Consider the following 26,907-nt stretch of genomic DNA (forward strand, 5'->3'; position numbering starts at 1 on the left):
TAAAGAATGGAACAACGTAAACCAAGAGAAAATGGACCAAGAAGAAATGGACCAAGAAGAAATGGACCAAGAAGAAATGGACCAAGAGTTGAAAAAGAATTCGAAGAACGTGTTGTCACAATTAACCGTGTAACTAAAGTTGTTAAAGGGGGACGTAAATTCCGCTTTGCTGCATTAGTTGTTATCGGTGATAAAAAAGGTCGCGTTGGATTTGGAACAGGTAAAGCTAACGAAGTACCTGATGCTATTAGAAAAGCATCTGAAGCAGCTAAAAGAAATGTTATTAATGTACCAATTATTCATGGAACAATTCCTCATGAAATTAATGGTATGTATGGATCAGGAAATGTATTCTTAAGACCTGCATCTGAAGGTACTGGAATCATTGCTGGTGGTCCAGTTCGTGCGGTTGTTGAATTAGCTGGATATTCAGATATTATTTCTAAATCAATTGGTTCTAGAACTCCAATCAACATGGTTCGTGCAACAGTTGAAGGTTTAAAATTATTAAAAACAGTACAACAAGTTGCTGAATTAAGAGATAAAAAAGTAGAAGAAATTTACGGATAGGAGGAGCGTAAGAAATGGCAGAAAATAATAAAGTTATCATTACGCTTGTAAAAAGTCCAATTGGTGCAAAAAAGAATCAAAAGGATACTCTTAAAGCGTTAGGTTTAACAAAAATGCATAAATCAGTTGAAAAAGTTAACAACGAATTTATTCAAGGTATGATTAATACTGTTAGCCACCTTGTTAAAGTTGAAGAAAGTAAGTAGGAGGTGTAAAAATGAAATTACACGAATTACAATACACTGAAGGAGCACGTAGAAATAGAAAACGTGTTGGACGTGGAACGAGTTCAGGACATGGTAAAACTTCTGGTAGAGGTCAAAAAGGTGCTGGAGCAAGAAGTGGTGGAGGAAAGAAACCTGGATTTGAAGGGGGACAAACACCATTATTCATGCGTTTACCTAAACGTGGTTTCACAAACTTCAATAGAGTTGAATATGCTATTGTCAATGTAGAAGACTTAAATAAATTTGAAGCTGGAAGTGTCGTAGATATGGAAGCTTTAAAAGCATGTGGACTTGTGAAAAAAGAATTAGATGGTTTAAAAGTTTTAGGTAATGGAAAATTAGAAGTTGCTTTAACAGTTAAAGCAAAGAAATTCTCAAAGTCAGCCATTGCTGCAATTGAAGCCGCAGGTGGAAAAACTGAGGTGATCTAGGATGTTAAACTTTTTTAAGAATGTTTTTAAAAAAGGTGAATTACGTCGTAGAATTATATTTACACTTGGTATGTTGTTTGTATTCCGTTTAGGTGCCGCTATTACAATTCCATCAATTAACGCTGATGCAATTACTGCTTCAGCAGCTAATAGTGGTATCTTAGGAATTATGAACATGTTAGGTGGGGGAATGCTGGAAAGATTTTCAATTTTTTCATTAGGGATTTCTCCATATATTACAGCATCCATTATTATTGAATTGTTATCAATGGATGTTATCCCAGTATTAGCTCAATGGCAAAAAGAAGGAAATACTGGAAAAAAGAAAAAGGATCGTGTTACTCGATATGTAACTCTTGTTTTAGCAGCAATCCAGGGTGGATCATTGACATACGCTTTTGATAAAATGTATGGAATTCTTGATTCATCATCATTGTTGAATTATGCATATGTAGTTGTTGTTATGATGGCAGGAAGTATGTTAGCCATGTGGATTGGCGATCAAATTACTCAAAAAGGTGTTGGTAATGGAACTTCATTACTTATCTTTACAGGGATTGTTGCCAATTTACCAGCAAACTTTATTACAACATTCAATAACTTAGTTTCTTTTTCAGAAGGAACACAAACTATGGTTTTTGGAATTTTATGGTATGCATTATTTGTTATTGTATATCTTGCAATTGTTATCTTTGTTGTTTTCAATGAAGGTGCAGTTAGAAAAATTCCAATTATGTATGCAACAAATTCTAATCCAACAATGCGAACAAAAGATACAACACATATGCCTATTAAAATTAATAGTTCTGGAGTGTTACCAGTTATCTTTGCTTCATCAGTTTTAGCTGCTCCTAGAACAATCATTAGTTTTATGGAGTCAAATGATGTAACGCAGATGATTGATACAATCTTAAATTATCAAGAACCTTTTGGTTTTTGCCTATATTTAGTAATGATTGTTTTGTTTGCTTTCTTCTATTCTAATTTGCAAATTGATGCACATAAGATTAGTGAGGATTTGAAGAAAAATGGTGGTTCTATTCCAGGAGTAAGAACTGGAAAAGATACCGAACATTTTATCAGTACAGTTTTAAATAGAGTCACTGTCGTTGGATCAATTTTCTTAGTGATTGTTGCAGCAATTCCTATTATGACACCAGTCATCTGGTCACAAACTTCTAATGCTTCATTAACATTAGGAGGAACTGGTTTAATTATCATCACAGGGGTTGCATTAGAAACAACAAGACAAATTAAAACTTTAATTACTCGTAAAGAGTATCATGGATATATAAGAAAATAGTATAATAAAAGGGGTGTAGAAAAATGAACATTATTTTAATGGGGCCTTCTGGTGCTGGTAAAGGGACTCAAGCTGAAAGATTTGTTAATAAATACGGCTTAACACAAATATCAACTGGCGATTTATTTAGAAAGGCTTTGCGTGAACAAACAAAATTTGGTGTTATCGCTAAATATTTCATGCAATTTGGGCACCTTGTACCAGACGATTATACGATTGAAATGGTAAGGGAATATTTAAAAGAAAATACTTTTGAAAATGGATTTATTTTAGATGGTTTCCCTCGAACAATAGTTCAAGCAAGAGAGCTTGAAAGTATTGCGAAAGAATTTGATTTTACAATTGATGCAATTATTAACTTAGATATTCCTGTTGAAAAATTGATTACAAGATTATCTGGAAGAAGAACTTGCAAAAATTGTGGAGCAACATTCCATGTTGAGTTTAATCCACCTAAAGTTGAAGGCATTTGTGATAAATGTGGTGGAGCTTTATATCAAAGAGAAGATGAAAGCGAAGAAGCAGTCAAGATTAGACTTGATACTTATAACAAACAAACAAGACCTTTAATTGATTATTATACAATGAAAGGTTCAATCATTAATATTAATGGTGACCAACCAATGGAAGACGTCTTTAAGGACATTGAAAAAAGCTTGGAGGGTAAATAATGATTGTCACAAAAGACCAAAGAGAAATTGAATTAATGCGTGAAGCTGGTCGCATTGTGGCACTTGTTCACAGTCAATTAAAAGAATTTATTAAACCGGGTATAACGACTGCTCAAATTAATAAATTTTGTGAAAAGGTCATACGTGATGCTGGTGCAACACCATCATTTCTCAATCTTTATGGTTTTCCGGGAGCTGTTTGCACTTCAATTAATGAAGTTGTAGTTCATGGAATTCCTAGTCAAAGAAAATTAAAAGATGGTGATATTATTTCAGTGGATGTTGGTGCTTGTTATAAGGGTTATCATGGTGATAGTGCATGGACATATGCAGTAGGCCAAGTTAGTGATGAAGCTGCTCATTTAATGAAAGTGACAGAAGAATCACTTTATGCAGGTTTATCTCAAGTGAAACCTGGCAATCGTTTATCCGATATATCTCATGCTGTACAAACATATCTAGAAAGTCATGGGTGTTCTACGCCAAGAGATTATACAGGTCATGGTATTGGAACAAAGGTTCATGAAGATCCTTCAGTTCCTAATTATGGAGCACCTGGTAAAGGACCTAGATTAAAAGAGGGAATGACTCTTGCAATAGAGCCAATGGCACATTTAGGAAGATGTGAAACAAATGTGTTAGATGATGATTGGACTGTTGTAACGAGAGATGGCTCTCTTGCAGCTCACTATGAACATACTATTGTCATTACAAGTGATGGGTATGAGATTTTGACAAAACTTTAAAAGGGAGTTATAATCAATGGCAAAAAAAGATGACGTTATTGAAGTAGAAGCAACTGTTCTTGAAACATTACCAAATGCAATGTTTAAAGTAGAGTTGCAAAATGGAGCGGTTATTCTGGCTCACGTTTCTGGTAAAATCCGTATGAATTACATTCGCATTTTACCGGGGGATAAAGTAACCGTAGAGATTTCTCCATATGATTTAACACGTGGGCGAATCACATTTAGACATAAGTAGAAAATCTTCCCAAAGGAGGTAAAGATTAAGATGAAAGTAAGACCATCTGTAAAACCAATATGCGATAAATGCAGAGTAATTAAACGTAAGGGTAGAGTAATGGTAATCTGTGAAAACCCAAAACATAAACAAAGACAAGGTTAATAGGAGGAGAAACAATGGCTCGTATAGCAGGTGTTGATATCCCACGTGATAAACGTGTGGTAGTTTCTTTAACTTATATTTATGGTATCGGTTTATCTACAGCTCAAAAAATTTGTGCTGCAACTGGCATCAGTGAAGATGTAAGAGTTAAAGACTTAACAGAAGAAGAAGAAGGAAAATTAAGAAAAGAAGTAGAAAATTATAAAGTTGAAGGAGATCTTCGTAGAGAAGTTGCATTAAATATTAAACGTTTAATGGAAATTGGATGCTATAGAGGAATCCGTCATCGTAAAGGACTTCCAGTACGTGGACAAAAAACAAAAACAAATGCTCGTACTCGTAAAGGTAAAGCTCGTCCAATTGCTGGTAAGAAAAAATAGGAGGTTGAACGAAAATGGCAAGAAACAATACTCGTGGTAAAAGACGTGTTAAAAAGAATATAGCAAAAGGTGTCGCACATGTACATTCAACTTTCAATAACACAATTGTTACTGTAACTGATGAACATGGGAATGTAATCACTTGGTCAAGTGCTGGTGCACTTGGTTTCAAAGGATCAAGAAAATCTACTCCATATGCTGCTCAAATGGCTGCTGAAGCTGCTGCAAAAGCATCAATGGATCATGGTATGAAAACTGTTGACGTCTGTGTTAAAGGACCTGGACCAGGACGTGAAGCTGCAGTTAGAGCTTTACAAGCTGCTGGATTAGAAGTTACTTCAATTAATGATGTGACACCAATTCCACATAATGGTTGTCGTCCACCAAAACGTCCTCGTGGATAATGAAGTTAAAAAGTAGTTATTTCTAAGTGAGGAGGGAAATAATGCAAAAGTTTGAAAAAGCAAATTTTAATGTCGCAGAATATGATGAAACAGATTTCTATGGTAAGTTTGTAATTGAACCACTTGAAAGAGGGTTTGGGACAACTTTAGGAAATGCATTACGTAGAGTTTTGTTGTCATCTATTCCTGGATGTGCAGTACATGCAATTAAAGTTCAGGGAGCAATCCATGAATTTTCTGCAGTTGATGGTGTCGTTGAAGATGTCACTTCAATTATCTTAAACATTAAAAAATTGGTTTTTGCAATTGATGGTGATGATGATGTAACGATGGTTATTGATGTTAAGGGACCAGCTGTTGTTACTGGTGCTGATATTCAATGCCCATCTAATGTGACTATGATTTCAAATGATATGGAAATTGCACATGTTGCAGAAGGAGCACATTTCTATATGGAAATGTATGCTCATAAAGATCGTGGTTACATGAGTGCTTATCAAAATAAGAAAATGATTAATACAATTGGTGTTATTGCAACAGATTCCATTTATTCACCAGTTGTAAAAGTTGCTTATGATGTTGAGCCAACTCGTGTAGGTCAAAGTGCAAAATATGATCAACTGACTTTAGAAGTCACTACTGACGGTTCTATTCAGCCACATGAAGCTTTAGCGTTAGCTGCTAAAATTTTAGTGGAACACTTAAATATGTTTGTTGAGTTAACTGATATGGCAATGAACATGGAAGTTATGAGTGAAACTGAAGAAGATACAAGTAATAAAGTATTAGATATGACTATTGAAGAATTAGACTTATCTGTACGTTCATATAATTGCTTAAAAAGAGCTGGTATTCAAACAGTTCAAGAACTCGCTTCTAAGAGTGAAGACGATATGATTAAAGTAAGAAACTTAGGTAAGAAATCTCTTAAAGAGGTTAAAGAAAAATTAATCGAATTAGGTTTAGGATTTAAACAAGTTGATTAATGATAGACGAAAAATATTGGAAGGAGCACTAATTTATGGCACACAATAGAAAATTAGGGCGTGTATCATCTCATAGAAAAGCAATGTTACGTAACTTAGCTACAGATGTTATCATGTATGGAAAAATTGAAACAACAGTGACTAGAGCTAAAGAAGTTCGTTCAATCGTTGATGAATTGATTACTTTAGGTAAACGTGGAGATTTACATGCAAGAAGACAAGCAGCACAAGTATTACAAGATGTTGTTGATCCTGCTACTGGTAAGACAGCTGTTCAAAAATTATTTGATGAAGTTGCACCAAAATATGCAGATAAAAATGGTGGATACACTCGTGTTTTAAAAACATATAATCGTAAAGGTGATAATGCACCAATGGCAATTATTGGTTTATTCTAAAAGGTGATGATAATTCATCCCTTTTTCTTTTATTTTATTAACAAAAAGAGCATTTTTTATTTCATTATTTGTTAATAGCGTTATCAAATGCTTTACTTATATAGATATTTCTATTTTTACATTTTATAATGAAGTCGTCAAATAAAGGAGGACAAATATTATGAAAGCAAATAGAAATGAAATTAATGAAAAAGCTAAAGAAGCTTATCAAAAAATTTTTCATGAGGAACCTCAAAAGAAGAACCTGAATAAAGAACAAGATGTTGTATTGAATATAAATGATTTAGAAAATGAAGTAGAGGAAATGAAAGAAAAAGAGGAAAAAAGAATTTCATCATTACATCTTTTAAGAAAACAAATTGATGAGAAAGCAAAGAAAAGATTGAATCAGCACTTTGTAGAAAATCATAAAGATCCTTTAGAACATCAATCAATGGATACAGAAACAATGTATCAGCAAATGAAAGAGCAAGAATGTCAGTTATTAGAAGAGGTTGCAATGATGAAAGAAAAACAATTGAACTCAAAGTAGAAAAGCACATCATTTGATGTGTTTTTATTTTGCATATTATACATCTTTCGTTTATAATTAGTAGTTAAAAAGAGGTGATCATATGCTTATACATAAAATAGAAAAAACTCATTTTTCACCAAGTGAAACAGTCATTATTGATTATATCTTACAAAAAGGTTTAGAAATAAAAGACATGACTATTTCTCAAATTGCCCAACAAACATATACATCTGCTCCTTTATTCGTACGAATTGCTAAAAAACTAGGATACGATGGATGGAATGAGTTGAAAGAAGCTTATCTTAGAGAATTAGAATATTTATATCTAAATCAGCAAGTGGATGCCAATATTCCATTTGTTATTAATGATGATATGATGACTATTGCTAATAATTTATGTATTTTAGAAAGAGAAACAATTCAAGATACTTATTCATTGTTAAGACATGATGATTTACAAAAAGCGATGAGATTGTTGCGTGACTGTCAAGTCATTGATGTATATGGTCGTAAACAAAATATTGATATTGCTCGTTCTTTTCAAAGTCGTATGTACATTTTAAAGCAACATGTTCAATTATGTTCCTTGAGCGATGAATTAGATTCAACATATTTATTAAGTGACCATAATCATTGTGCTATCATCGTTTCTTATTCAGGACATGCTCCATGCATTCAACGTCTTATACAAACCTTAAAAAAGAAAGGAACAGCTATCATTGCGATTACGAATATTGAAGAAAACTATTTATCACAGATGGCTGATGTAACATTAAAAATGTCTTCACGAGAATTGATTTATACTAAAATTGCTGATTATGCAAGTAGCCTATCTTTGAAATATTTATTTGATTTGTTATATAGCTGTTTATTTTCTATCCATTATAAGCAAAATTTAGATAGCTGTATAAAAATTGCTATGGAATTAGATGAAATGCAACATGAAGAATTTATGTGATAACAACATAATCATTATAAAAAGATGAAGTTGACAACAGAAATAAATCATACTAAAATTGAACTACTTGGAGGCTAGGTATGGAAAAAATAATTGAAGTGAAACACTTATCTTTTGGATATGATGAGGATATATTAACTATAGATGATATCTCATTTCAAATTCAAAAAGGTTCATATACAACAATTTTAGGACATAATGGAAGTGGAAAAAGTACGATTGCGAAACTTCTTATGGGATTATTAGAAAAAAAATCTGGAGATATTATTGTAGGTGGAATCTCCTTATCTGAAGAAACATTAAGTCAAGTGAGAAATCAGATGGGAATTGTTTTTCAAAATCCTGATAATCAATTTATTGGTTCTACAGTGAGGGATGATATTGCTTTTGGATTAGAAAATAATTGTGTTGATCCTGCTTTAATGGATGATATTATTAATGAATATGCTAAAAAAGTTAATATGTATGAATTTTTAGATCATGAACCTACAAAACTCTCTGGTGGTCAAAAACAAAGAGTTGCTATTGCAGGTATACTTGCAATGAGTCCATCCATCATTATTTTAGATGAAGCAACAAGTATGTTGGATCCAAGAGGAAAAAATGAAATAAATGCATTGGTTCATCAATTAAATAAAGATAAAAATATGACAATTGTGTCTATTACTCATGATATTGAAGAAGCAGCTTTATCGGATTATGTCATTTTATTAAGTGATGGGCATGTTGTGGATGAAGGAAAACCAGAAGATGTTCTAATGAAAAAAGATGAAATAGAACGTCTATCATTAGATATCCCGTTTGCCTATAAAGTGAGTGAAGGATTACAGAAGTTAGGAATTTCTATAACAAATCAAATTGATAGAGAAAAGTTGGTGAAAGAATTATGTCAATTACATTCAAAGAAGTAGAACATACATATTCTGCAGATACTCCTTTTGCATATCATGCTTTAAAAGGTGTGAATCTGAATATAAAAAAAGGCAGTATGACAGCACTTATAGGGCATACAGGGAGTGGAAAATCCACACTCATTCAACATATTAATGCACTGTTGTTGCCTACTTCTGGTCAAGTACAAATAGAAGATATTTTAATAACCGCAACAAATAAGCCATCATCTTTAAAACCACTAAGAAAAAAAGCAGGACTTGTTTTTCAATTTCCCGAATATCAGCTTTTTGAAGAAACAATACTCAAAGATATTATTTTTGGACCAAAAAACTTTGGAGTCAGTGAAGAAGAAGCCATTAAGATTGCTAAAGACATGATTCAACTTGTTGGTTTAGATGAATCTTATTTAGAACGTTCTCCTTTTGATTTATCAGGAGGACAAAAGCGTCGTATTGCTATAGCGGGAATTTTAGCTATGAATCCAGATATTCTGATTTTAGATGAACCTACAGCTGGTCTTGACCCACAAGGAGCTAAAGAGATGCTTCAATTATTTAAAAAAGTGAATCAAGAAGGGAAAACAGTTATCTTGGTATCTCATGATATGAATCAGGTTTTAGAGTACTGTGATGATGTAGTTGTGATGAATCATGGACATGTAGAAAAACATGTAACAGTCAATGAGTTATTTAAAGAAACAGATTATTTAACATCTTTAAGTATTGATTTACCAATAATAACATCCTTTATTTTAAAACTGAATGAAAATGGCTTTCATTTAGATCCTTCTATTAAAGATATCAACGTTTTAATACAAGAAATAGGAGGGCAACTCTATGAATAATATGATGTTTGGAAAATACATACCTATTGATAGCTTTATCCATCGTTTAGATCCAAGATTAAAAATTGGTTCATTACTTTTATTGTTAATTGCAGTCTTTTTTGATGCTGGATTTTTAGGATATGGTATTTTAGGAATATTTGTGATTATAATGGCATTACTATCACATATTAAAGTGTCCCAAATTTTAAAAGCAATTAAACCAATGCTTTTTATGATGGCTTTTTTAATGATCTTTAATCTCTTGTTTATCCAGCAGGGAAATTTACTCATATCTATTGGTTTTATAAAGATTTATGATCAGGCAGTTTTACAAACATTATATATTTTTATAAGATTGATTTTAATTATTGTTATGACAACAATTCTTACAGCAACGACAAAACCCTTAGATTTAACATTGGGAATAGAACATCTTTTATCTCCTTTTAAAAGAATTGGATTCCCTACACATGAAGTCGCTATGATGATTTCTATTGCATTACGTTTTATTCCAACATTGTTAGAAGAAACGCAAAGAATTATGAAGGCTCAAGCCAGTCGAGGTGTAGAATTTTCTGAAGGGACTTTAAAAGAAAAAATTCTTTCTATTGTTTCTTTGATTATTCCTCTATTTATTTCTGCTTTTCAAAGAGCAGAAGATTTAGCCAATGCTATGGAAAGTCGTAATTATAACCCAGAAGCTAAACGTACAAGATACAAGCAATTGATTTGGAAAATATCTGACACAATTTCATTTTTATGTGTTGTTATGGTTTGTTTAACACTGGTTATAATGAGTTTTGTTCTATGAGAGTTAGATGTATTGTTAGTTATGATGGTAGTCGCTTTCATGGCTTCCAGATTCAAAACAATGAAAGAACAATTCAAGGTGAAATACAAAAGGCCATAAAGAAAATTAATGAAGAAGAAACGGTTATTCATGCATCAGGCAGAACAGATGCAAAAGTTCATGCAGTTCATCAGGTCTTTCATTTTGACACAAAAAAAGAGTTACCAGAAGGTCAATGGAAAAGAGCTATTAATCACTTTTTGCCTAATGATATTTATATTTTAGATGCCAAATACGTAAGTGATGATTTTCATTCACGCTATAGTGCCATGAAGAAAGAATATCGCTATTTGTTAAATACCAAAGAATATAATCCATTTCAAACAAATTATATTTATCAGTATGGACGTGATTTGGATCTTGAATTAATGAAAGAAGCAGCTCAAATTTTTATAGGTGAACATAATTTTGCTTCATTTTGTAGCTATGATCAGTATGGAAATACAATTCGCTCACTATATCATTTTGATATTGAAGAAAAAGATGGCATCGTGACATTTCGATTAATTGGAAATGGATTTAGGCGTTATATGGTAAGGCATCTTGTTGGAGGAATTATTCAAGTGGGAGCAAAACGTATTCAAAAAGAGCAGCTGTTAGAGATGTTAGAAAGCTGTGGAGAAAAGAAATGCTTATTTAAGGCTAAACCACAAGGATTATATTTGCAGGAGGTATATTATGAAGAAAACTAATTTTCATACGCATACATATCGTTGTGGACATGCAAATGGCAGTGAAGAAGATATGATATGTGCAGCAATGAAGATGGGAATAGAGGAACTTGGTTTATCTGAACATGTTCCATTACCACATTATCGTCAACATTTATTCAAATCACTTGTTGCGATTAGAAGTCCAAGAAGTTTTTTATCACTCATTTATGCCTTTATAAAAAATGGGCCAAGTATGCGTATGCCTTATAAAGATTTAGATCAATATTTAGAAGCAATTAATGATTGTCAAAAGAAATATCAAAGTCAAATCAAATTATACAAAGGTTTTGAAGCAGAAGGATTAGAAGAATATTTTGATTATTATCAAAGTTTGTTATATGAACATAAAGTAGATTATTTGATTTTAGGACATCATTTTCATAAACATTGCATTCATAGTGATTATTATGGTAAAGACCATATGAAAAAGAAGGATATTTATCAATATTGTAATGATGTAGAAAAAGCCTTAGAAACAGGATTGTTTAGTTATTTGGCACATCCAGATTTATTTTTGATTGGTTATCAGGAATTTGATTTGGATGCGAGAACAGTGAGTCAAAGAATTTGTGAAAAAGCCAAGGCATTACATATTCCTTTAGAAGTGAATGCTGGAGGAATGAGGAGAGGATTAAGAAATGTTCAAGGAGAAATGCTTTATCCATATCCGAATGCTCATTTCTGGGAAATTGCTGGAGAAATTGGGAATGATGTTATTTTAGGGTTTGATGCTCATGATCCTTCTGATTTTAATGAAGGTATGTATAAACAAATGATGCAATTTTGTGAAGAACATCATTTAAATGTGATTGATCATTTTGATTTTTTACAAGGACATTTTGAAAAATTTCAAGGAGAATATGATATTCGTTAATGAATATCATTTCTTTTTTATATAACTTCAAAATATTGTATATAACATCATTTATATCTTAAAAATCTATGCGTTTTTTATGATGAATAGGCAAAAATTTGTATTGACAAATAGAGGAATGTTGCTATAATAAAAGTTGCCTTATTTTAACTTTGTAGCCCCGGAAACTACAGGAGGATTAAAAATGAGACAAACAACAATGGCTAAAGAAGCCACAATTGAACGTAAATGGTACGTTGTTGATGCTGAAGGATTAACTTTAGGACGTTTAGCATCAGAAGTAGCATCTGTATTAAGAGGAAAACATAAACCAACATTTACACCACATGTAGATACTGGTGATTATGTTATTATTGTTAATGCAGACAAAGTAGTAATGACTGGTAAAAAATTAGATACAGTTAAATACTATCATCATTCAGGTTGGTTAGGTGGTTTAAAAGTAAAAACTGCTCGCCAATTCAAAGAATCAAATCCTACAGGATTTGTAGAAGCAGCTGTTAAAGGTATGTTACCTCATAACACACTTGGAAGAAAACAAGGGATGAAATTATTTGTTTACGCTGGTAGTGAACATCCACACGCTGCACAACAACCAGTTGAATTAAAAATTAAGGGATAAGGAGGACGAGAATAAATGGCTAATGTACAATACAGAGGAACTGGACGTAGAAAGTCTTCAGTAGCACGTGTTATTTTAACACCAGGTGCTGGTAAAATTGTCATCAATGGTAGAGAAGCAAAAGATTATTTACCATCAGATGTATTATTAATGATCGTCAACCAACCACTTGAATTAACTGGTACAACTGGTAAGTTTGATGTGACTGTTAATGTTAAAGGTGGAGGTTACAGTGGACAAGCTGGAGCTATCCGTCATGGTATTTCAAGAGCTTTATTAGAAGCTGGAGAAGATTATAGACCAGCATTAAAAGCAGCTGGATTCTTAACTCGTGATGCAAGAGTTAAAGAACGTAAAAAATACGGTCTTAAAGCAGCTCGTAGAGCACCACAATTCTCAAAACGTTAGTAAATTGTTTGAGGAAAACATTCGAAAAAGGGGCTGTAACGAAATAACTTTTTAAAGAGTTGATTTTGTTTCAGCTCTTTTCTTTTTCTGTTTTTAGGCAATAAAAAAACATCTTTTCTCTTCTTCTGATTTCAAGATGTAATATTTTTGTTGATTTTTCTTCTGTTTTCCCTGTTTTTGGGCGCAATATCCCTATATCGCTCAAAATTTGTTTTTTTCATGTGCATATCTTTTTAATTGAGAAGCAATTTTTCCTTTTCTTCTTTCTCCTTTTTCAGGCGATATTTATGATATTTCCTTAAATTATAGCCTAGACACACAATGAGAAATTCCATCTTTGCATTTTTCAGTCCTCTTCTCGTGAATCTTGTGAATTTCATGTCCTGCTTGATGACTCCAAATGCCCCTTCAACCTGTATGCTTCTCTGTTTCTTTAATTCTTTTCCAAATTCCGTTGACAGATTTTCATCTACAACTGCATAGAATTCATCTAGCACTGCATCTCTTGTCAGGATTTTCTGATGTTTCTTGTTTTTACAGCATTCATCAATGAATGGACAGCCTTCGCAACCTTCATCACTTGTCATTTTTTGTTTGATTTGCAGATATTCTCCTCTTTCATCATAAATATCTCCTATATTCTGATCAAATACATGACCGTTTGGACATATCCTATTTCCTTTTCCATCTTTTTCCCAGTTCAATGTGTTGAATTTTTTATTCCTGAATTCCTTTTCATTCTTTTTGGCATACATTGAATATTTCATGTAGAGATTCATTCCATTTGACAAACAATACATATAGTTGTCGTAACTTCCATAAGCTGCATCTGCCATTGGATAAAGTGGCAGCTCTCCTGTGAAATCCTTATATCTTTCCATGAATGGTATGAATGTCTTGGTATCTCCTGGTCGCTGGAATAGATCTGCATTTACTATAATGCCATCGCTGACACCAATCTGTGCATTATAGCATGGTCTGCTTAATCCCGTATTGCAGTAAAAATCTATCTTAGTTGCACACATCGTCGCATCATGATCTATCTTAGAACAGCTGTTTCTATCATTTCCTATGATAAAAAGCCAGAATTCATATTCATCCAGCTTTGTATAATATCCAAGAAACAGGTCATACCATCTTTGAATTTCTGTCTTTCTTTTCCCTCTGCCATATACCATTTTTATATCATCATTAATCATCGTTTCCATAAGATACTGTACTATATAGCCTATCTCCTGTGCACAGTAAAAATAATGATATGGAAAGTCAAATCCTCTTTCCATGTTCATCTGAATGATTGAATCTGTTATATTAGAAAACAGTTTCATTCTTGCATTGAGGATTCTTGCCTTATATACAAAAGAATATTTGTTTGCATTGGCTTCTATTTTGGTACCATCAATATATTGAATTGATTTGTCAACATTCATGAGATTACAGATATTGTTGACTATATCAAAAAAGATATGGTCAATATCATCAATAAGATAATTCTTCATGAGTCGTTCAAAAGTCATATGGCTAGGAGTTGCCTCCTGCATGATATACATAAATCTAATATCATGTTTGCATAAAGATTCTAGATTTCTTACATCACAGTCACTGACCATTCTTGCAAGGAGAACAGCCTTAAGAAGCAATACGTTATCATATCCCTTTCTACCACGACGCTCATCTCTTTTTAGATATTTCTTAAGATTCACTCCTTCCAGCGCCTTTAAGAAAGAAACAACCTCATCGTCAGGATTAATTTTTATACCCAAATCTAGTGGCAAAGATAACTGAATTGCGTTATAATTATCAGTGTAATTAGATTGCATAAAATTTAAAGATTCCATAATCTAATTATACCAAAAACGACAATGATAATCATTAAAGATAATCATTGTCGTTTTCTTTTTTAGGTGACCTTACGAATATTTATTTCGTTACAGCCCCTTTTTCTTTTTTTTATTTTGTCTAAAAAACCCTCATAAAGCTGCAATAAGGTAACAAATAAAGCAACTTCGCCTCTCACCAAAAATGTGGTGCAAAACTGTGGTCTAAGCTGCTTTATTTAGAGAATTGTGGAGATAGACTGTGGTGTGAGACTGTGGAGAGAGAATGTGCTGCGAGAATGTGGAGAGAGATTTGCTGCTTTATTTTTTTCCATCTAGCACTTAACCGATGCTGGAACATACATTTTGTTCACTGCTTCTATCAATGTATCGACATCTAAATGCGTATATACACGCTCTGTAAGTGACATAGCCCCTCTGTGTCCGACGATCAATTTAATTGATGTTTGGTCTACTTTTGCTTCAGCAAGAAGCGAAATGCAAGTGTGTCTCGTGCAATGTGGAGTGTAACGTTGCATTCCATATGGTTCCATTAATGGAAACCAATAAGCATCAATATAATTTCTATACTTGAATGGTTGCATGCTAGGCATACAGATTAAAGTTTCTGCTTGTGAATATTCGTACCAGTTTTTGAAAAATGGCAAGATACAATCAGCAATAGGAACTCTACGAACACCACTATCTGTTTTACTTTTGGTTATATCAAAGTATTGTTCCTCTAGATTGACATTCTTCTTTTCTAATTCTAATAGTTCTCCAATTCTTACTCCTGTATAAATTAACATTAAAGCTATTTGATACCATTTATCTTCTTTCATTGACCATAAGATGTCAATGTCTTTTTTTGTGAACGGATTTCTATCCCTTGCATTTGGATTTACCTTGCTGAATTTTAAAATATCAACATATCTTGAATTATCTTTAGGACATAATTCATACCTCATCGCATATTTATACATGACATTGAATAATACTTTGATTTTCTTTAGTGTTGGATAGTTTTTCCCTGAATGATCAATGACATGCTGTAGTTGAATTGTTCTTATGTCTTTGAATTCTAGATCATGAAGCTCTTCACATACTTTAAATGCCGATTTATAAGCTTGAATACTTGATTTAGATTTATCGGCAATATATTCATCAAAAGCTTTTTTAAATATGTCTGCAAATGTGTAATGGTTCTCGTAATCATAAGGATTGTTGTGGTAATCCTGTAGCATCATTATTCCTTCTGCTCTTGTTTTAGCATAACCAATGATCTTATATTTTGGATACGCTGTCCCTTTTTCTTCATTGATTGTCATACCAACTTTAATACGAACCATATATGGTTTAGCACGATTACCTTTCATAAATATGACTCCACCAAAACCTTTTGGAAGTCTTTCTTCTTTTCTTTTGGCCATAATGAACCTCCTATTCTTCTTTAAAATAGCCTAATTCTTCCCAAACTTGTTTATCTGGACAGTAAAATGTATAGTTTTTAGCTCCATCTTTCTTGAATGCATAGCCAAAGTGCATAATTCCTAGTTTTAATGCCTCTCTTAAAAAGGCAGCTGATTTACCTGTGGCTTTTGCAATTTCATCAATAGGAACATTTCTGCCCGTAAATTTTGGAGTTTCTACATAATGTTTTTCTTGCATAATATCTATCTCCTCTCTCATCATAATTGATTTGCAAGATAATAACGAATGTACAAAATGAAAGTTCATACATTTGACGATAATCAAGGAAGCTAGGATATTATAAAGTGGTAGTATTTTTACATTTTTAATATTTCTTGTCTTTAAGCTCTAAACTGATACTTATCTTTCTATTAATATGTTTCATATCTAATTTGCTTAGTTTTGATATCTTTTTTAAAAGTCTTTTCTTATCTATGACCCTAATTTGTTCACACAACACCATCGAACGGTACTTTAAACCGATTCCTTCAGGTAGAATATAATGAGTAGGTAAATGAGCTTTATTTTCAATCTTGGATGATAGACATGCAACGATCGTTGTTGGGCTATATTTATTACCTTTATTATTTTGAATGATCAAAACAGGGCGAACTCCTTTTTGTTCGGAACCTTGATAAGCAGAAAGATCAGCAAGAAAGATATCTCCTCGTTTAACTTTTGTTATCACTTTATCTCATCCTCTCTTAATTATGTATAAAACCAGGAACGAGTCCTGGTTGTTTTTATATTTATCGTATTTCCTATTTAACCCTGTTTACCCGGAAAGAAGGGAATCCTATTAGACGAATAATAGCCAATTATTCATCACGGGAATTTCACCCTCGCGTGGTAGCTCACGCAATTGCAGTGCAAGTGTATCATTATCCTCATAGGGTATCATCGCTAGCAATAGCCAATTGCTTTTATCAATCTATTGTTTGATCGCTCTCTATATTATAGGTCATGGCGCAATAGTGATCAGCTCATCCTATGAGATTTGTATCTAATAGTTGTTATGCTTTTTTCAAAGATCTATAGAAGTGGATAAACTCCCCTTCACATAAGAGCCGAAAAAAATAAGCAAATTGAGCCTACTAATTATAATTTTTTTCTGAATTTATTGATTCTTTTTCTAATGGCGTTAGAAGTCATATGTAATTCTTCAGCAATTTCATCAATTTCATAATCAAGAAACCTTAGTAAAAGAATTTGAAGTAGAACTTTGTCTGCTTTCTTTAATTTAAATAATAGATTTTTATCTTCTATTTGATCTAATAAGTCTTCGACAGTAATTATAATGATTCGATCATAAACAGGATGTTTATTAAAGAAACCTTCTTGGGTAACATCTTCATTTTCTCCGTAATGTCGGTCGCAGTTGAATGCATTTCTATCATAATCGTAGAGCATGCGTATTTTATCTTCAGCAAAACCTAATTTTCTAAGCAAAGCTTCCTCCTTCTCCTTTTTCTTTCTCCAAATCAATTCTTCTTTCTTGTGATTGTATGCCATATTCAATTTCTCCCTTCACTTAAGAGCCTAAAAAAATGGTTATTTTGAGCCCTGTAAAGAAAGAAATTTACAAAAAAATAACGAGTTGTCACATACAACAACTCGTTATGATTGAATGACACATATATTTTTTATGTATTAAAATATTATTAGGCTCTATTAACAACTAAAATAAAAAAAGCACATATTAAAATAAACTTAGCAAATGCTTATTTTTATATTGTAGCATAGAATTGGTGTGTGTTATTATATAAAAGTATAAGAAGTAAGAAAAGGAGCTTAGTATGACTAGTAAAGTAAGCTATAACAATTTATTTAAGTTATTGATCGATAAGGGACTTAAGAAAAAAGATTTTGCAAAATTATGTAATCTAAGTGCACCTACAATGGCTAAATTATCGAAAAATGAATATGTATCAATGGATGTTTTAGTACGAATTTGTACAGAATTTCAGTGTCAGATTAGTGATATTGTTGAAGTAAATCTAAATCGAGAAGGTGATGTATTATGGCACAATATGTAGTAAATAACCATTCGGTTGAAAACATAATATCATGGATAAAACAGGGGACAGTTGCAATTCCAGAAATGCAAAGACCGTTTGTGTGGGATTCTACAAAAGTTAGAGATTTAATCGATTCGTTATATAAAGGATATCCAGTTGGATATATTATCATTTGGAAAAATCCAGATGTTAAATTAAAAGATGGATCGATGAGTTCAGGTAAGCAGGTAGTTATCGATGGTCAACAAAGAATAACAGCTTTAACTGCTGCTATTGCAGGATTTGAAGTAATTGACCAAGAGTATAAAAAGAAAAGGATTAAGATTGCCTTTGACCCAATACATGAAAAATTTGAGGTATTAAATCCAGCAATAGAAAAAGATAGCAAATATATAAATGATATTTCAGAAGTGTTTAAAATTGGATTTGATTCTTTTAACTTTGCATTCGAATATGCTAATGCAAATGGAGTCAATCCATCTGAAATAAATAAAACTATTACAAAATTAACAACGATAGAAGCAAATACTATAGGCGTAATTGAATTAAATTCTATGTTAGATATTGAAACCGTTACCGATATATTTATACGTATTAACTCAAAAGGTACGGTTTTATCTCAGGCAGATTTTGCGATGAGTAAAATATCATCTAATGAGAAATTTGGGGGAGATATTATTCGTAAGACAATAGATTATTTCTGCCATTTAAAACAAAGACCAATGGATATTGAAATGATCAAACAACATGATATAGAGTTCTCTGGTTTGCAAGAATTTTCTAATATACAATGGATAGCTTCGAATATGGAAGATATATACATGCCTGATTATAATGATGTTCTTCGTGTGGCTTTTACTTCACAGTTTAAAAGAGGTAGATTATCAGAATTAGTTAGTCTTTTATCAGGAAGAGATTTTGAAACAAGAGATTATAAAGAAGAAATTGCTCAGGATTCATATCATAAATTGCATGATGGAGTCATGAAGTTTGTAAATAAAACTAATTTTGAACGATTTATAATGATTGTAAAATCTACAGGTATAATTGATAAATCCATGATAAGATCGGATAATGTTTTAAACTTTAGTTATGCTTTATATATTTTCTTAAAGGATAAAAAAGTTGATGCAAATACTATTGAAAAAGTAGTTAGAAAGTGGATGGTATTATCTATTTTAACAGGAAGATACTCTGGTTCTCCAGAATCAATTTTTGATTACGATATCAAACGTTTTGATATTAATGATCCTTTAGATTATTTAAAGTCAGTAGAATTGGGAGAATTATCTGATGCCTATTGGAATCATATCTTGCCGACTAGGTTGAATACTTCTGTGGCAAGTTCTCCATTTTTTAAATTATATTTAATGGCTCAAGTAAAATCTAATGATAGAGGATTCTTATCTACAGATATTACTGTTCAAACAATGATCGAAGACAGGGGAGATATACATCATCTTTTCCCAAAAAAATATTTACAAAATAATGGTTTTAAAAACCGAGCAGATTACAATCAGATTGCTAATTATGTATATACCCAACAAGAGATCAATATAAAAATAAAAGATACTGCTCCAAATGTGTACATGAAGGAAGTTACTAATCAAATTGAAACGAAAAAACCATTATTAGGAGGTATTGTTGATCCAAAAGAATTGGACAGAACTTTTAAAGAAAATTGCATTCCAAATGAATTTGTTGATTATGATGTCAATGATTATAGTGAGTTTTTGGAAAAAAGAAGGCAATTGATGGCAAAAAAAATAAAAGATTATTATTTTAATCTATAGTCAAAATCTATCTTTTAGTATTTTTAAGGTAAATTAAGAAAAAACTAATAGTTTTAAAAAGTAGAAATACTACATTATATTGTGGTTATGTATTTTATTTAAAGAATTTATTTCGATAAATTGGAGGTAAAGATAATGAATGATATTAATTATTTTTTATGGGATGAAACTCCCATTGATGTAACGGCTGAAGCTAATTTTATATGGTCTATTGCCAATAAATTAAGAGGCTCATATATGCCTGACAAATATGGAGATGTTATCATTCCTATGGTTATCATTAGACGTTTTGAATGTACTTTAGAAGAAACAAAACATAAAGTAATAGAACAATTTAAACTTAATCCTAACTATCCAGGGAAAGCCCTATGTAAACTTTCAGGGTATCAATTTTATAATACAAGTGAATTTGATTTAAGAGAATTATGTAATGATTCAGACAATATTAAAAAGAATTTTGAAGCATATATAGATTCGTTCTCAGATAATGTAAAAGATATATTAGGTCAATTAGATATGAAAAACCACATAGAAAAAATGGAAAAGGATGGATGCTTATTCTCAATAGTTCAAGCATTTTCGGAATTAGACTTACATCCTTCTACATATGATAGTATCAAAATGGGGTACATTTTCGAAAATCTTATTGGCCGTTTCTATCAAAATGTAGACGCTGGGCAGTTCTACACAGGTCGTGACATAATCAAACTTTGCGTATCGTTATTAATTGCTGAAGGGTGCAATGATATCTTTGACGATAGAAAGATTATTACCGTTTGCGATCAAGCTTGTGGTACAGGAGGTATGCTATCTACTGCTTATACATATATAAAACATTTTAATCCTTCTGCTGATGTTCGTTTATTTGGGCAAGAATTTATGGGGCCATCTTATGCGGTAGGACTTGCTGAAATGCTGATTAAAGGACAAAATGCCGATAATTTTAAACATGAAGATACATTAAAAGTTGACTGTTTCAAAGGAACTAAAATGAGATTCTTACTTGAAAATCCACCCTTTGGAACATCATGGAGTGGTGAAAATGCTAAACAAGGTCAGGAAAAGGCTGTTAAAGATGAATATAATAAAGGATTAGCGGGACGTTGGGGAGCAGGTTTGCCTGCTGGAAGTGATGCTCAATTATTATTCATGCAATCCGCAATTGATAAGATGGATGAGAATTTTAGGGCGTGCTGCTATTATTTCTAATGGTTCTCCTTTATTTTCCGGAAATACAGCATCTGGTGAATCACAAATTCGTAGATGGATGTTAGAAAATGATTTGATTGAAGCTATCATTCAAATGCCAACAGACCTATTCTATAATACCGGTATTTCAACTTATATTTGGCTTCTTTCTAAAAATAAAAGACCAGAAAGAAAAGGTAAGATTCAATTAATTGATGCATCTTCAATTTGTCATAAATTAAGAAAACCACTTGGGAATAAGAAAAATGAATTCTTACCAAAAGATAGAGCGGAAATTACGAAGTTATACGCTAATTTTGAAGAAAATGAATTGGTTAAGATTTTTGATAATACAGAATTTATCTATAAAGAATATACAGTAATGCAGCCACTTCAAAGAAGTTATTCTATTACAAAAGAAAGTATTGAAAGAATGCTTAGAAAGGGAGCTTTAAACGGTATTTATGATGAAGCTAAAGTCTATGAATTAGAAAATCCAACAATTAAAGAAGAATCTTCTAATAAAAGGAAAACAAAATCCCTTGAACAGATTAAGAAAAAAGAAATAGAAGAACAAAAGAAAAGAGAAAAAAACAAGAAGCAATTAGCAAATTATTATAAAAACAAGCCAATTTATGATGCAATTTTAAGAAAATTAAAAGAAAATATTTCAAACAATATATTTATGTCCATAAATGAGTTTATGCCAGTTTTAACTAATATTTTATCTGAAATAGATTTAGACAATAAAACTATAAACAAAATTGCTGATGGTTTATCTGTAATGAATAAAAACGCAATGATTCAAAGAGAAATAAAAGGCAAAAAGAAGGGGGAAATTATTTACGATAAAGAAAGTAAAGATATTGAATTAGTAAGATGGGATACCGATATTGAAGATTATATGAAAAAAGAAGTTCTTCCTCATATTCCAGATGCTAAATGGTTCTGGGAAGAAGATATGACTAAAGCCAAACCTGTAATTAAAACAGGGGCAGAAATTCCTTTTACAAGATATTTTTATAAATATCAACCCCCAAAACCATCAAATGAATTAGCAACTAAGTTTATTGAATTAGAAAAATCAGTATCAGAAAGAATTAATAAACTTTTCGGAGGTATGTAATATGACCGATAGAAAAATGAAAGATAGTGGAATTGAATGGATTGGAGAGATTCCTGAAGGGTGGAAATTCGAAAAAGGTAAATACAATTTTGTAAACAAAAAAATAATACCAGGTGTAAATTCAGTTAATTATGATAGATTATCATTGACTTTAAAGGGAGTGTTAAAACGTTCCAAAGATGATTCTAATGGATTACAGCCCAAAGATTTTAATACATATCAATTATTAAAAAAAGATGAATTAGTTTTTAAGTTGATAGATTTACAAAACATATCTACAAGTAGAGTAGGTTTATCCCACGATATAGGTATAGTGTCATCTGCATATATTATTTTAAAAAATAGGAAATCTATTATCCCAAGTTATGCGGAAAAATTTTATTTAATGATGTGGCATAGAAATATTTTTAATGCATTAGGTGATGATGGAGTTAGAAGTAGTCTTAGTGTAACTGATTTACTAAATATTAAAATCACCATACCTCCATTACCAGAACAAAAAAGCATTGCTGATTTTCTTGATGAAAAATGTGGTGAAATTGATGGTTTGACTGTTGATATTGAAGAGCAAATCAAAATACTAGAAGAGTATAAAAAATCTGTTATTACTGAAGCAGTAACAAAAGGCTTAAATTCTAATGTCGAAATGAAAGATAGTGGAATTGAGTGTGTTGGAACTATGCCTAAAAAATGGGAAATAAAAAAAGTAAAATATATATCAAGCTTTTTATTTAAAGGAAATGGAATCACAAAAGAACAAGTATTCGAAGATGGTAATATACAATGCGTTAGATATGGAGAAATTTATACTAAATATAATAATTCATTTAAGAAAACTATATCACTAACAAAAATGAATCATATTTTATCACCAAAACATATTCAATATGGTGATATATTATTTGCTGGAACAGGAGAGCTAATTGAAGAAATAGGTAAAAATATTGTTTTTTTAGGAAATGAACCTTGTTTAGCTGGTGGAGATATTGTTGTTTTAAGGCATAAACAAAATCCTAAATTTTTAAATTATGCACTTAATAGTACATATTCTCAAATACAAAAAAGTAAAGGAAAGGCAAAGCTAAAGGTTATACATATTTCGGCAACTGATATAGGCAATATTTTAATATCCATACCACCAATTAAAGAACAGAAAGAAATAGCTGATTATCTTGACCATAAATGTTCTGAGATTGACTCTATCATTTCATCTAAAAAACAACAACTTGAAACTTTAGCAGAATATAAAAAATCGCTTATTTATGAATATGTTACAGGTAAGAAGGAGGTGGCTTGATGAATTCAATCTTATCTGAGAAAGAGTATCAAAGCTTTATTATTGATAGATTAAAGGAAAATGGATACGAAGTATCTTTAGCAAAAGATTTTGATAGACAATTTGCTGTAAATAGAAAAGATTTATTCAAATTTTTGAATACGACTCAACCAGAAAAGATGGAAAAGTTGTATAAAATATATAAACAAGATACTGAAGATACTATTGTTGCGACTATTAATAATGAAGAAGTTAAAAACAAAGGTAGCAGATTATACACTTTAAAAAAAGGTGTATCAGTTGCTAATATTCAATTGGATTTGATGTATACAAAACCAGCAACTACATACAATAAAGAACTTAATGTTTTATATAACAATAATATTTTCTCTGTTTCTGAAGAAGTATGGGCATCTGATAAAGAAAGAATTGATTTAGTCATTTTCTTAAATGGTCTAGCAATCATTTCCTTTGAATTAAAGGCTAATACTGCAGGACAATCATATCAAGATGCAATTTATCAATTTAGAACAGAAAGAGACCCTAAAACACGCTTGTTTAGATTTAAAGCAGGTACTTTAGTTAATTTTGCAATGGATTTAGAACAAGTTTATATGACAACAAAACTAGATGGTCCTGCAACATTCTTTTTACCTTTTAACATGGGTAATGGAATCGGTATAGATGCAGGTGCAGGTAATCCTATTTTTGAAGATAAATATAGCGTTCACTATATGTGGGATAATATCTTAAAAAAAGACTCTATATTAGAAATTATAGGGAAATTCATGTTTATCGAAGTTAAAGAAAAAGTAGATGAAATTACGGGTAAAGCTAAGGTAAAAGAAACTATCATTTTCCCAAGATTTCACCAATTAGATGTATTGAGGAAATTGTTGGATGATGTTAAGGTGAATAAGACCTCTCAAAATTATTTATTGCAACATTCTGCCGGTTCAGGCAAAACAAATGAAATAGCTTGGTTATCTCATAGATTGGCATCTTTGCATGATGATGATAATAAAATTATTTTTGATAATATCATTATTTGTACTGATAGAGTGGTAGTTGATAGACAACTTCAAAACGCTGTATTGTCACTGGACCATAAATCAGGTTTTATAAGAGTAATGGATGATAAATGTACTTCTTCTGATTTAGCGACGGCAATTAGCGGAAATACTAAAATAGTGGTAACAACTATTCAAAAATTCCCTTACATCGTTGGAAGCGTAGCTAATCTATCTAGTAAAAAGTTTGCTGTAATCATTGATGAAGCTCATTCGTCCACAGCAGGTAAAAACATGGCAGCAGTATCTTACGTATTAAGCGAAGGAAATATGACAGAGGAAATCCAAGATATGGAAGATGTAATTGCAAATGAGATAGCTAGAAATGGGAAACAATCAAATGTTTCTATGTTTGCTTTTACCGCAACACCAAAACCCACCACGCTTCAAATGTTTGGTAGAGAAAATAAAAATGGACAAAAAGAAGCATTCCATATCTATTCTATGAAACAAGCTATTGAAGAAGGGTTTATATTAGATGTATTACAAAACTATATAACTTATAAAACATATTACCAATTAAACAAATCTATTCAAGATGACCCAACACTTAAAACAAATGAAGCCAAAAGACAAATTGCACGTTTTATTGAATTGCATGAAACTAACATATCACAAAGAATAGAGGTTATCATTGAACACTTTAGAACTACAGTAATGTCTGAACTTAATGGAACAGCAAAAGCAATGGTGGTTACAGCATCAAGAGAAGCAGCAGTCAAATATAGACAGGCATTTGAGGAATATGTAACGAGAAAAGGCTATAATGATATCAAAGCACTTGTAGCTTTTTCAGGCACTGTAAAAGTTGATGATGCTGAATATACTGAATCTGGAATGAATGGGTTTTCAGAAAAAGCACTTCCAAATGAATTTGATAAAGATGAATATCAAGTATTATTGGTTGCTGATAAGTATCAAACTGGATTTGATCAAAAAAAATTATGTGCCATGTATATATTGAAAAAACTACATGGTGTTTCTACTGTTCAAACATTATCGAGATTGAATCGTATTTGTCCACCATTTGATAAAAAGACATTCATTTTAGATTTTGCAAATGACTATAAAGATATCATAGGAGATTTTGCGCGTTATTATACAACAACTATATTATCTAATTCAGTATCCCCTTCTTCTGTTTATGATATTGAAGCTAAACTAGATGGTTACTATGTTTTAGATCCAATGGATATTGATAAATTTAACGAGATATTATATATGCCGAATTTAAGAAGTAAAGAAAAGCGTGCATTGGAGTTTTTACTTCAAAAAGCAAAGAAAAATATTGAATCAAATAGAACTAATGAACAAACAAATGAAATTATTTTAACAATCAATCATTTTATCAGATTGTATGAGTTCTTGTTGCAAGTGTCCTGTTTTGAAGATAAAGAATTACATAAAAAATATAATTTCCTTAATTATTTGCAATCATATTTAAAAATCAAAAGTCATGGTGCAGGATTTAATTTGAATGGGCAAATTCAAGCAACTGGTTTTGCTCAAAAGAAAAAAGAAACACATCAAAATACAAAAGTTAATTCAAATCCTATTGTTAAACTTCCTGTAGCTGAACAAATAGTGTTAACTCCTCAAAAAACAGAAAGACTATCTCAAATAATTGCAGAAATTAATAGCAAAACAGGAAAAGAATATGATAATGAAGTAGCTGTAAAAGCAATGCTACAAATTAGAGACATTATGATGAAATCGGAAGAATTAAAGGCAAGCGCTAAGAATAATACGGAAAAAGACTTTGAATTTGCTTATTTTGATAATATTGATGATGCTCTTATTGAAGGTTTAAATCAAAATCAAGATTTCTTTACATTGTTGCTTCAAAATGATGAAATTAAAAAAGAAGTGCTTGGTATATTCGTGGATGAAATTTATAAATGCTTAAGAAGATAATTATTACTTAATTATGATAATTGAATATTTCAATGATGATAAATAACTTAGGTTTAGAAACAAAGTGTTGTTGAATAA

32 protein-coding genes are annotated in these 26,907 nt (G+C 31.4%); 27 read left to right on the top strand and 5 right to left on the bottom strand.

What is annotated here, in order from left to right; genetic code table 11:
- Positions 1-6: 6 nt before the first annotated feature.
- The 21 genes from rpsE to rpsI all read left to right on the top strand — a co-directional run bounded on the left by rpsE (position 7) and on the right by rpsI (position 13,157).
- The gene (rpsE, locus tag KEC48_RS14475; RefSeq protein WP_087357965.1) at positions 7-570 is read left to right on the top strand and encodes a 30S ribosomal protein S5; all 564 of its coding nucleotides are present in this window, start codon (positions 7-9) and stop codon (positions 568-570) included.
- A gap of 14 nt (positions 571-584) precedes the next feature.
- A complete protein-coding gene (gene rpmD / locus KEC48_RS14480) occupies positions 585-776 on the top strand; it encodes a 50S ribosomal protein L30 (protein ID WP_087357966.1) in 192 nt (63 codons plus the stop codon).
- 11 nt (positions 777-787) lie between these two features.
- A complete protein-coding gene (rplO, locus tag KEC48_RS14485; RefSeq protein WP_087357967.1) occupies positions 788-1,228 on the top strand; it encodes a 50S ribosomal protein L15 in 441 nt (146 codons plus the stop codon).
- A gap of 1 nt (position 1,229) precedes the next feature.
- Positions 1,230-2,531, top strand: a complete 1,302-nt coding sequence (gene secY, locus KEC48_RS14490) for a preprotein translocase subunit SecY (protein WP_211963193.1) — start codon at positions 1,230-1,232, stop codon at positions 2,529-2,531.
- A 23-nt stretch (positions 2,532-2,554) separates the two neighbouring features.
- Positions 2,555-3,202, top strand: coding sequence for an adenylate kinase (locus tag KEC48_RS14495; RefSeq protein WP_211963194.1), 648 nt, complete (start codon positions 2,555-2,557; stop codon positions 3,200-3,202).
- Complete coding sequence (map, locus tag KEC48_RS14500) at positions 3,202-3,948, top strand: type I methionyl aminopeptidase (RefSeq protein WP_211963195.1); 747 nt, start codon at positions 3,202-3,204, stop codon at positions 3,946-3,948. Before KEC48_RS14495 ends, map begins: the two co-directional genes overlap by 1 nt.
- A gap of 16 nt (positions 3,949-3,964) precedes the next feature.
- Entirely contained in the window at positions 3,965-4,186 is a 222-nt protein-coding gene (gene infA, locus KEC48_RS14505; RefSeq protein ID WP_087357971.1) for a translation initiation factor IF-1, read from the top strand.
- Positions 4,187-4,216: 30 nt separating this feature from the next.
- The gene (gene rpmJ / locus KEC48_RS14510) at positions 4,217-4,330 is read left to right on the top strand and encodes a 50S ribosomal protein L36 (protein WP_006505646.1); all 114 of its coding nucleotides are present in this window, start codon (positions 4,217-4,219) and stop codon (positions 4,328-4,330) included.
- Between the two features lie 14 nt (positions 4,331-4,344).
- Positions 4,345-4,710, top strand: coding sequence for a 30S ribosomal protein S13 (gene rpsM, locus KEC48_RS14515; protein WP_087245394.1), 366 nt, complete (start codon positions 4,345-4,347; stop codon positions 4,708-4,710).
- Positions 4,711-4,724: 14 nt separating this feature from the next.
- Positions 4,725-5,114 (top strand): 30S ribosomal protein S11, encoded by a 390-nt coding sequence (rpsK, locus tag KEC48_RS14520; protein WP_087245396.1) that lies wholly within the window; start codon positions 4,725-4,727, stop codon positions 5,112-5,114.
- Positions 5,115-5,155: 41 nt separating this feature from the next.
- Positions 5,156-6,100, top strand: a complete 945-nt coding sequence (locus tag KEC48_RS14525) for a DNA-directed RNA polymerase subunit alpha (protein ID WP_211963196.1) — start codon at positions 5,156-5,158, stop codon at positions 6,098-6,100.
- Positions 6,101-6,135: 35 nt separating this feature from the next.
- The gene (gene rplQ / locus KEC48_RS14530; protein WP_087357973.1) at positions 6,136-6,498 is read left to right on the top strand and encodes a 50S ribosomal protein L17; all 363 of its coding nucleotides are present in this window, start codon (positions 6,136-6,138) and stop codon (positions 6,496-6,498) included.
- 160 nt (positions 6,499-6,658) lie between these two features.
- On the top strand, positions 6,659-7,030 hold the full coding sequence (locus KEC48_RS14535; RefSeq protein ID WP_211963199.1) for a hypothetical protein: 372 nt from the start codon (positions 6,659-6,661) through the stop codon (positions 7,028-7,030).
- An 82-nt stretch (positions 7,031-7,112) separates the two neighbouring features.
- Positions 7,113-7,970, top strand: a complete 858-nt coding sequence (locus KEC48_RS14540; RefSeq protein WP_087357975.1) for a MurR/RpiR family transcriptional regulator — start codon at positions 7,113-7,115, stop codon at positions 7,968-7,970.
- A gap of 80 nt (positions 7,971-8,050) precedes the next feature.
- A complete protein-coding gene (locus tag KEC48_RS14545; protein ID WP_087357976.1) occupies positions 8,051-8,881 on the top strand; it encodes an energy-coupling factor transporter ATPase in 831 nt (276 codons plus the stop codon).
- The gene (locus KEC48_RS14550; RefSeq protein WP_211963201.1) at positions 8,857-9,708 is read left to right on the top strand and encodes an energy-coupling factor transporter ATPase; all 852 of its coding nucleotides are present in this window, start codon (positions 8,857-8,859) and stop codon (positions 9,706-9,708) included. Before KEC48_RS14545 ends, KEC48_RS14550 begins: the two co-directional genes overlap by 25 nt.
- A complete protein-coding gene (locus KEC48_RS14555; protein ID WP_205089189.1) occupies positions 9,701-10,501 on the top strand; it encodes an energy-coupling factor transporter transmembrane component T in 801 nt (266 codons plus the stop codon). Before KEC48_RS14550 ends, KEC48_RS14555 begins: the two co-directional genes overlap by 8 nt.
- Positions 10,498-11,232, top strand: a complete 735-nt coding sequence (truA, locus tag KEC48_RS14560) for a tRNA pseudouridine(38-40) synthase TruA (RefSeq protein ID WP_211963202.1) — start codon at positions 10,498-10,500, stop codon at positions 11,230-11,232. Before KEC48_RS14555 ends, truA begins: the two co-directional genes overlap by 4 nt.
- A complete protein-coding gene (locus tag KEC48_RS14565; RefSeq protein ID WP_205089191.1) occupies positions 11,219-12,127 on the top strand; it encodes a histidinol-phosphatase in 909 nt (302 codons plus the stop codon). Before truA ends, KEC48_RS14565 begins: the two co-directional genes overlap by 14 nt.
- A 184-nt stretch (positions 12,128-12,311) precedes the next feature.
- Entirely contained in the window at positions 12,312-12,749 is a 438-nt protein-coding gene (rplM, locus tag KEC48_RS14570) for a 50S ribosomal protein L13 (RefSeq protein ID WP_211963204.1), read from the top strand.
- Between the two features lie 15 nt (positions 12,750-12,764).
- Entirely contained in the window at positions 12,765-13,157 is a 393-nt protein-coding gene (gene rpsI / locus KEC48_RS14575) for a 30S ribosomal protein S9 (RefSeq protein WP_087357982.1), read from the top strand.
- Positions 13,158-13,390: 233 nt separating this feature from the next.
- Here rpsI and KEC48_RS14580 read toward each other — a convergent pair whose 3' ends face one another.
- From KEC48_RS14580 to KEC48_RS14600, 5 genes are all read right to left on the bottom strand, one after another.
- Positions 13,391-14,995 (bottom strand): transposase, encoded by a 1,605-nt coding sequence (locus tag KEC48_RS14580; protein WP_211961949.1) that lies wholly within the window; start codon positions 14,993-14,995, stop codon positions 13,391-13,393.
- Between the two features lie 314 nt (positions 14,996-15,309).
- The gene (locus tag KEC48_RS14585) at positions 15,310-16,404 is read right to left on the bottom strand and encodes a site-specific integrase (RefSeq protein WP_211963206.1); all 1,095 of its coding nucleotides are present in this window, start codon (positions 16,402-16,404) and stop codon (positions 15,310-15,312) included.
- A gap of 10 nt (positions 16,405-16,414) precedes the next feature.
- Positions 16,415-16,642, bottom strand: a complete 228-nt coding sequence (locus tag KEC48_RS14590; protein ID WP_211963208.1) for a hypothetical protein — start codon at positions 16,640-16,642, stop codon at positions 16,415-16,417.
- 127 nt (positions 16,643-16,769) lie between these two features.
- Entirely contained in the window at positions 16,770-17,132 is a 363-nt protein-coding gene (locus KEC48_RS14595; RefSeq protein WP_211963210.1) for a type II toxin-antitoxin system PemK/MazF family toxin, read from the bottom strand.
- 410 nt (positions 17,133-17,542) lie between these two features.
- A complete protein-coding gene (locus tag KEC48_RS14600; protein WP_211963212.1) occupies positions 17,543-17,956 on the bottom strand; it encodes a sigma factor-like helix-turn-helix DNA-binding protein in 414 nt (137 codons plus the stop codon).
- A 284-nt stretch (positions 17,957-18,240) separates the two neighbouring features.
- Between KEC48_RS14600 and KEC48_RS14605 the strand changes: the two genes are divergently transcribed.
- The 6 genes from KEC48_RS14605 (at position 18,241) to KEC48_RS14625 (ending at position 26,829) form a co-directional block, all read left to right on the top strand.
- Positions 18,241-18,480: a helix-turn-helix transcriptional regulator gene (locus KEC48_RS14605; RefSeq protein ID WP_087158631.1), complete on the top strand. Its 240-nt coding sequence runs from the start codon at positions 18,241-18,243 to the stop codon at positions 18,478-18,480.
- Positions 18,465-20,255 carry a DUF262 domain-containing protein gene (locus tag KEC48_RS14610; protein ID WP_211963213.1) on the top strand — a complete coding sequence of 597 codons (1,791 nt, stop codon included), beginning with the start codon at positions 18,465-18,467 and terminating at the stop codon, positions 20,253-20,255. Before KEC48_RS14605 ends, KEC48_RS14610 begins: the two co-directional genes overlap by 16 nt.
- 135 nt (positions 20,256-20,390) lie before the next feature.
- Positions 20,391-21,464 carry an N-6 DNA methylase gene (locus KEC48_RS16395; RefSeq protein ID WP_283092196.1) on the top strand — a complete coding sequence of 358 codons (1,074 nt, stop codon included), beginning with the start codon at positions 20,391-20,393 and terminating at the stop codon, positions 21,462-21,464.
- The gene (locus KEC48_RS16400) at positions 21,388-22,569 is read left to right on the top strand and encodes an N-6 DNA methylase (RefSeq protein ID WP_283092197.1); all 1,182 of its coding nucleotides are present in this window, start codon (positions 21,388-21,390) and stop codon (positions 22,567-22,569) included. Before KEC48_RS16395 ends, KEC48_RS16400 begins: the two co-directional genes overlap by 77 nt.
- 1 nt (position 22,570) lies before the next feature.
- Positions 22,571-23,866 (top strand): restriction endonuclease subunit S, encoded by a 1,296-nt coding sequence (locus tag KEC48_RS14620; RefSeq protein WP_211963215.1) that lies wholly within the window; start codon positions 22,571-22,573, stop codon positions 23,864-23,866.
- A complete protein-coding gene (locus tag KEC48_RS14625) occupies positions 23,866-26,829 on the top strand; it encodes a type I restriction endonuclease (protein WP_211963217.1) in 2,964 nt (987 codons plus the stop codon). The genes KEC48_RS14620 and KEC48_RS14625 overlap by 1 nt, the downstream gene beginning before the upstream one ends.
- Positions 26,830-26,907 lie beyond the last annotated feature (78 nt).

Source organism: Clostridium sp. C1, assembly GCF_018223625.1.
Lineage (GTDB): Bacteria > Bacillota_I > Bacilli_A > Erysipelotrichales > Coprobacillaceae > Allocoprobacillus.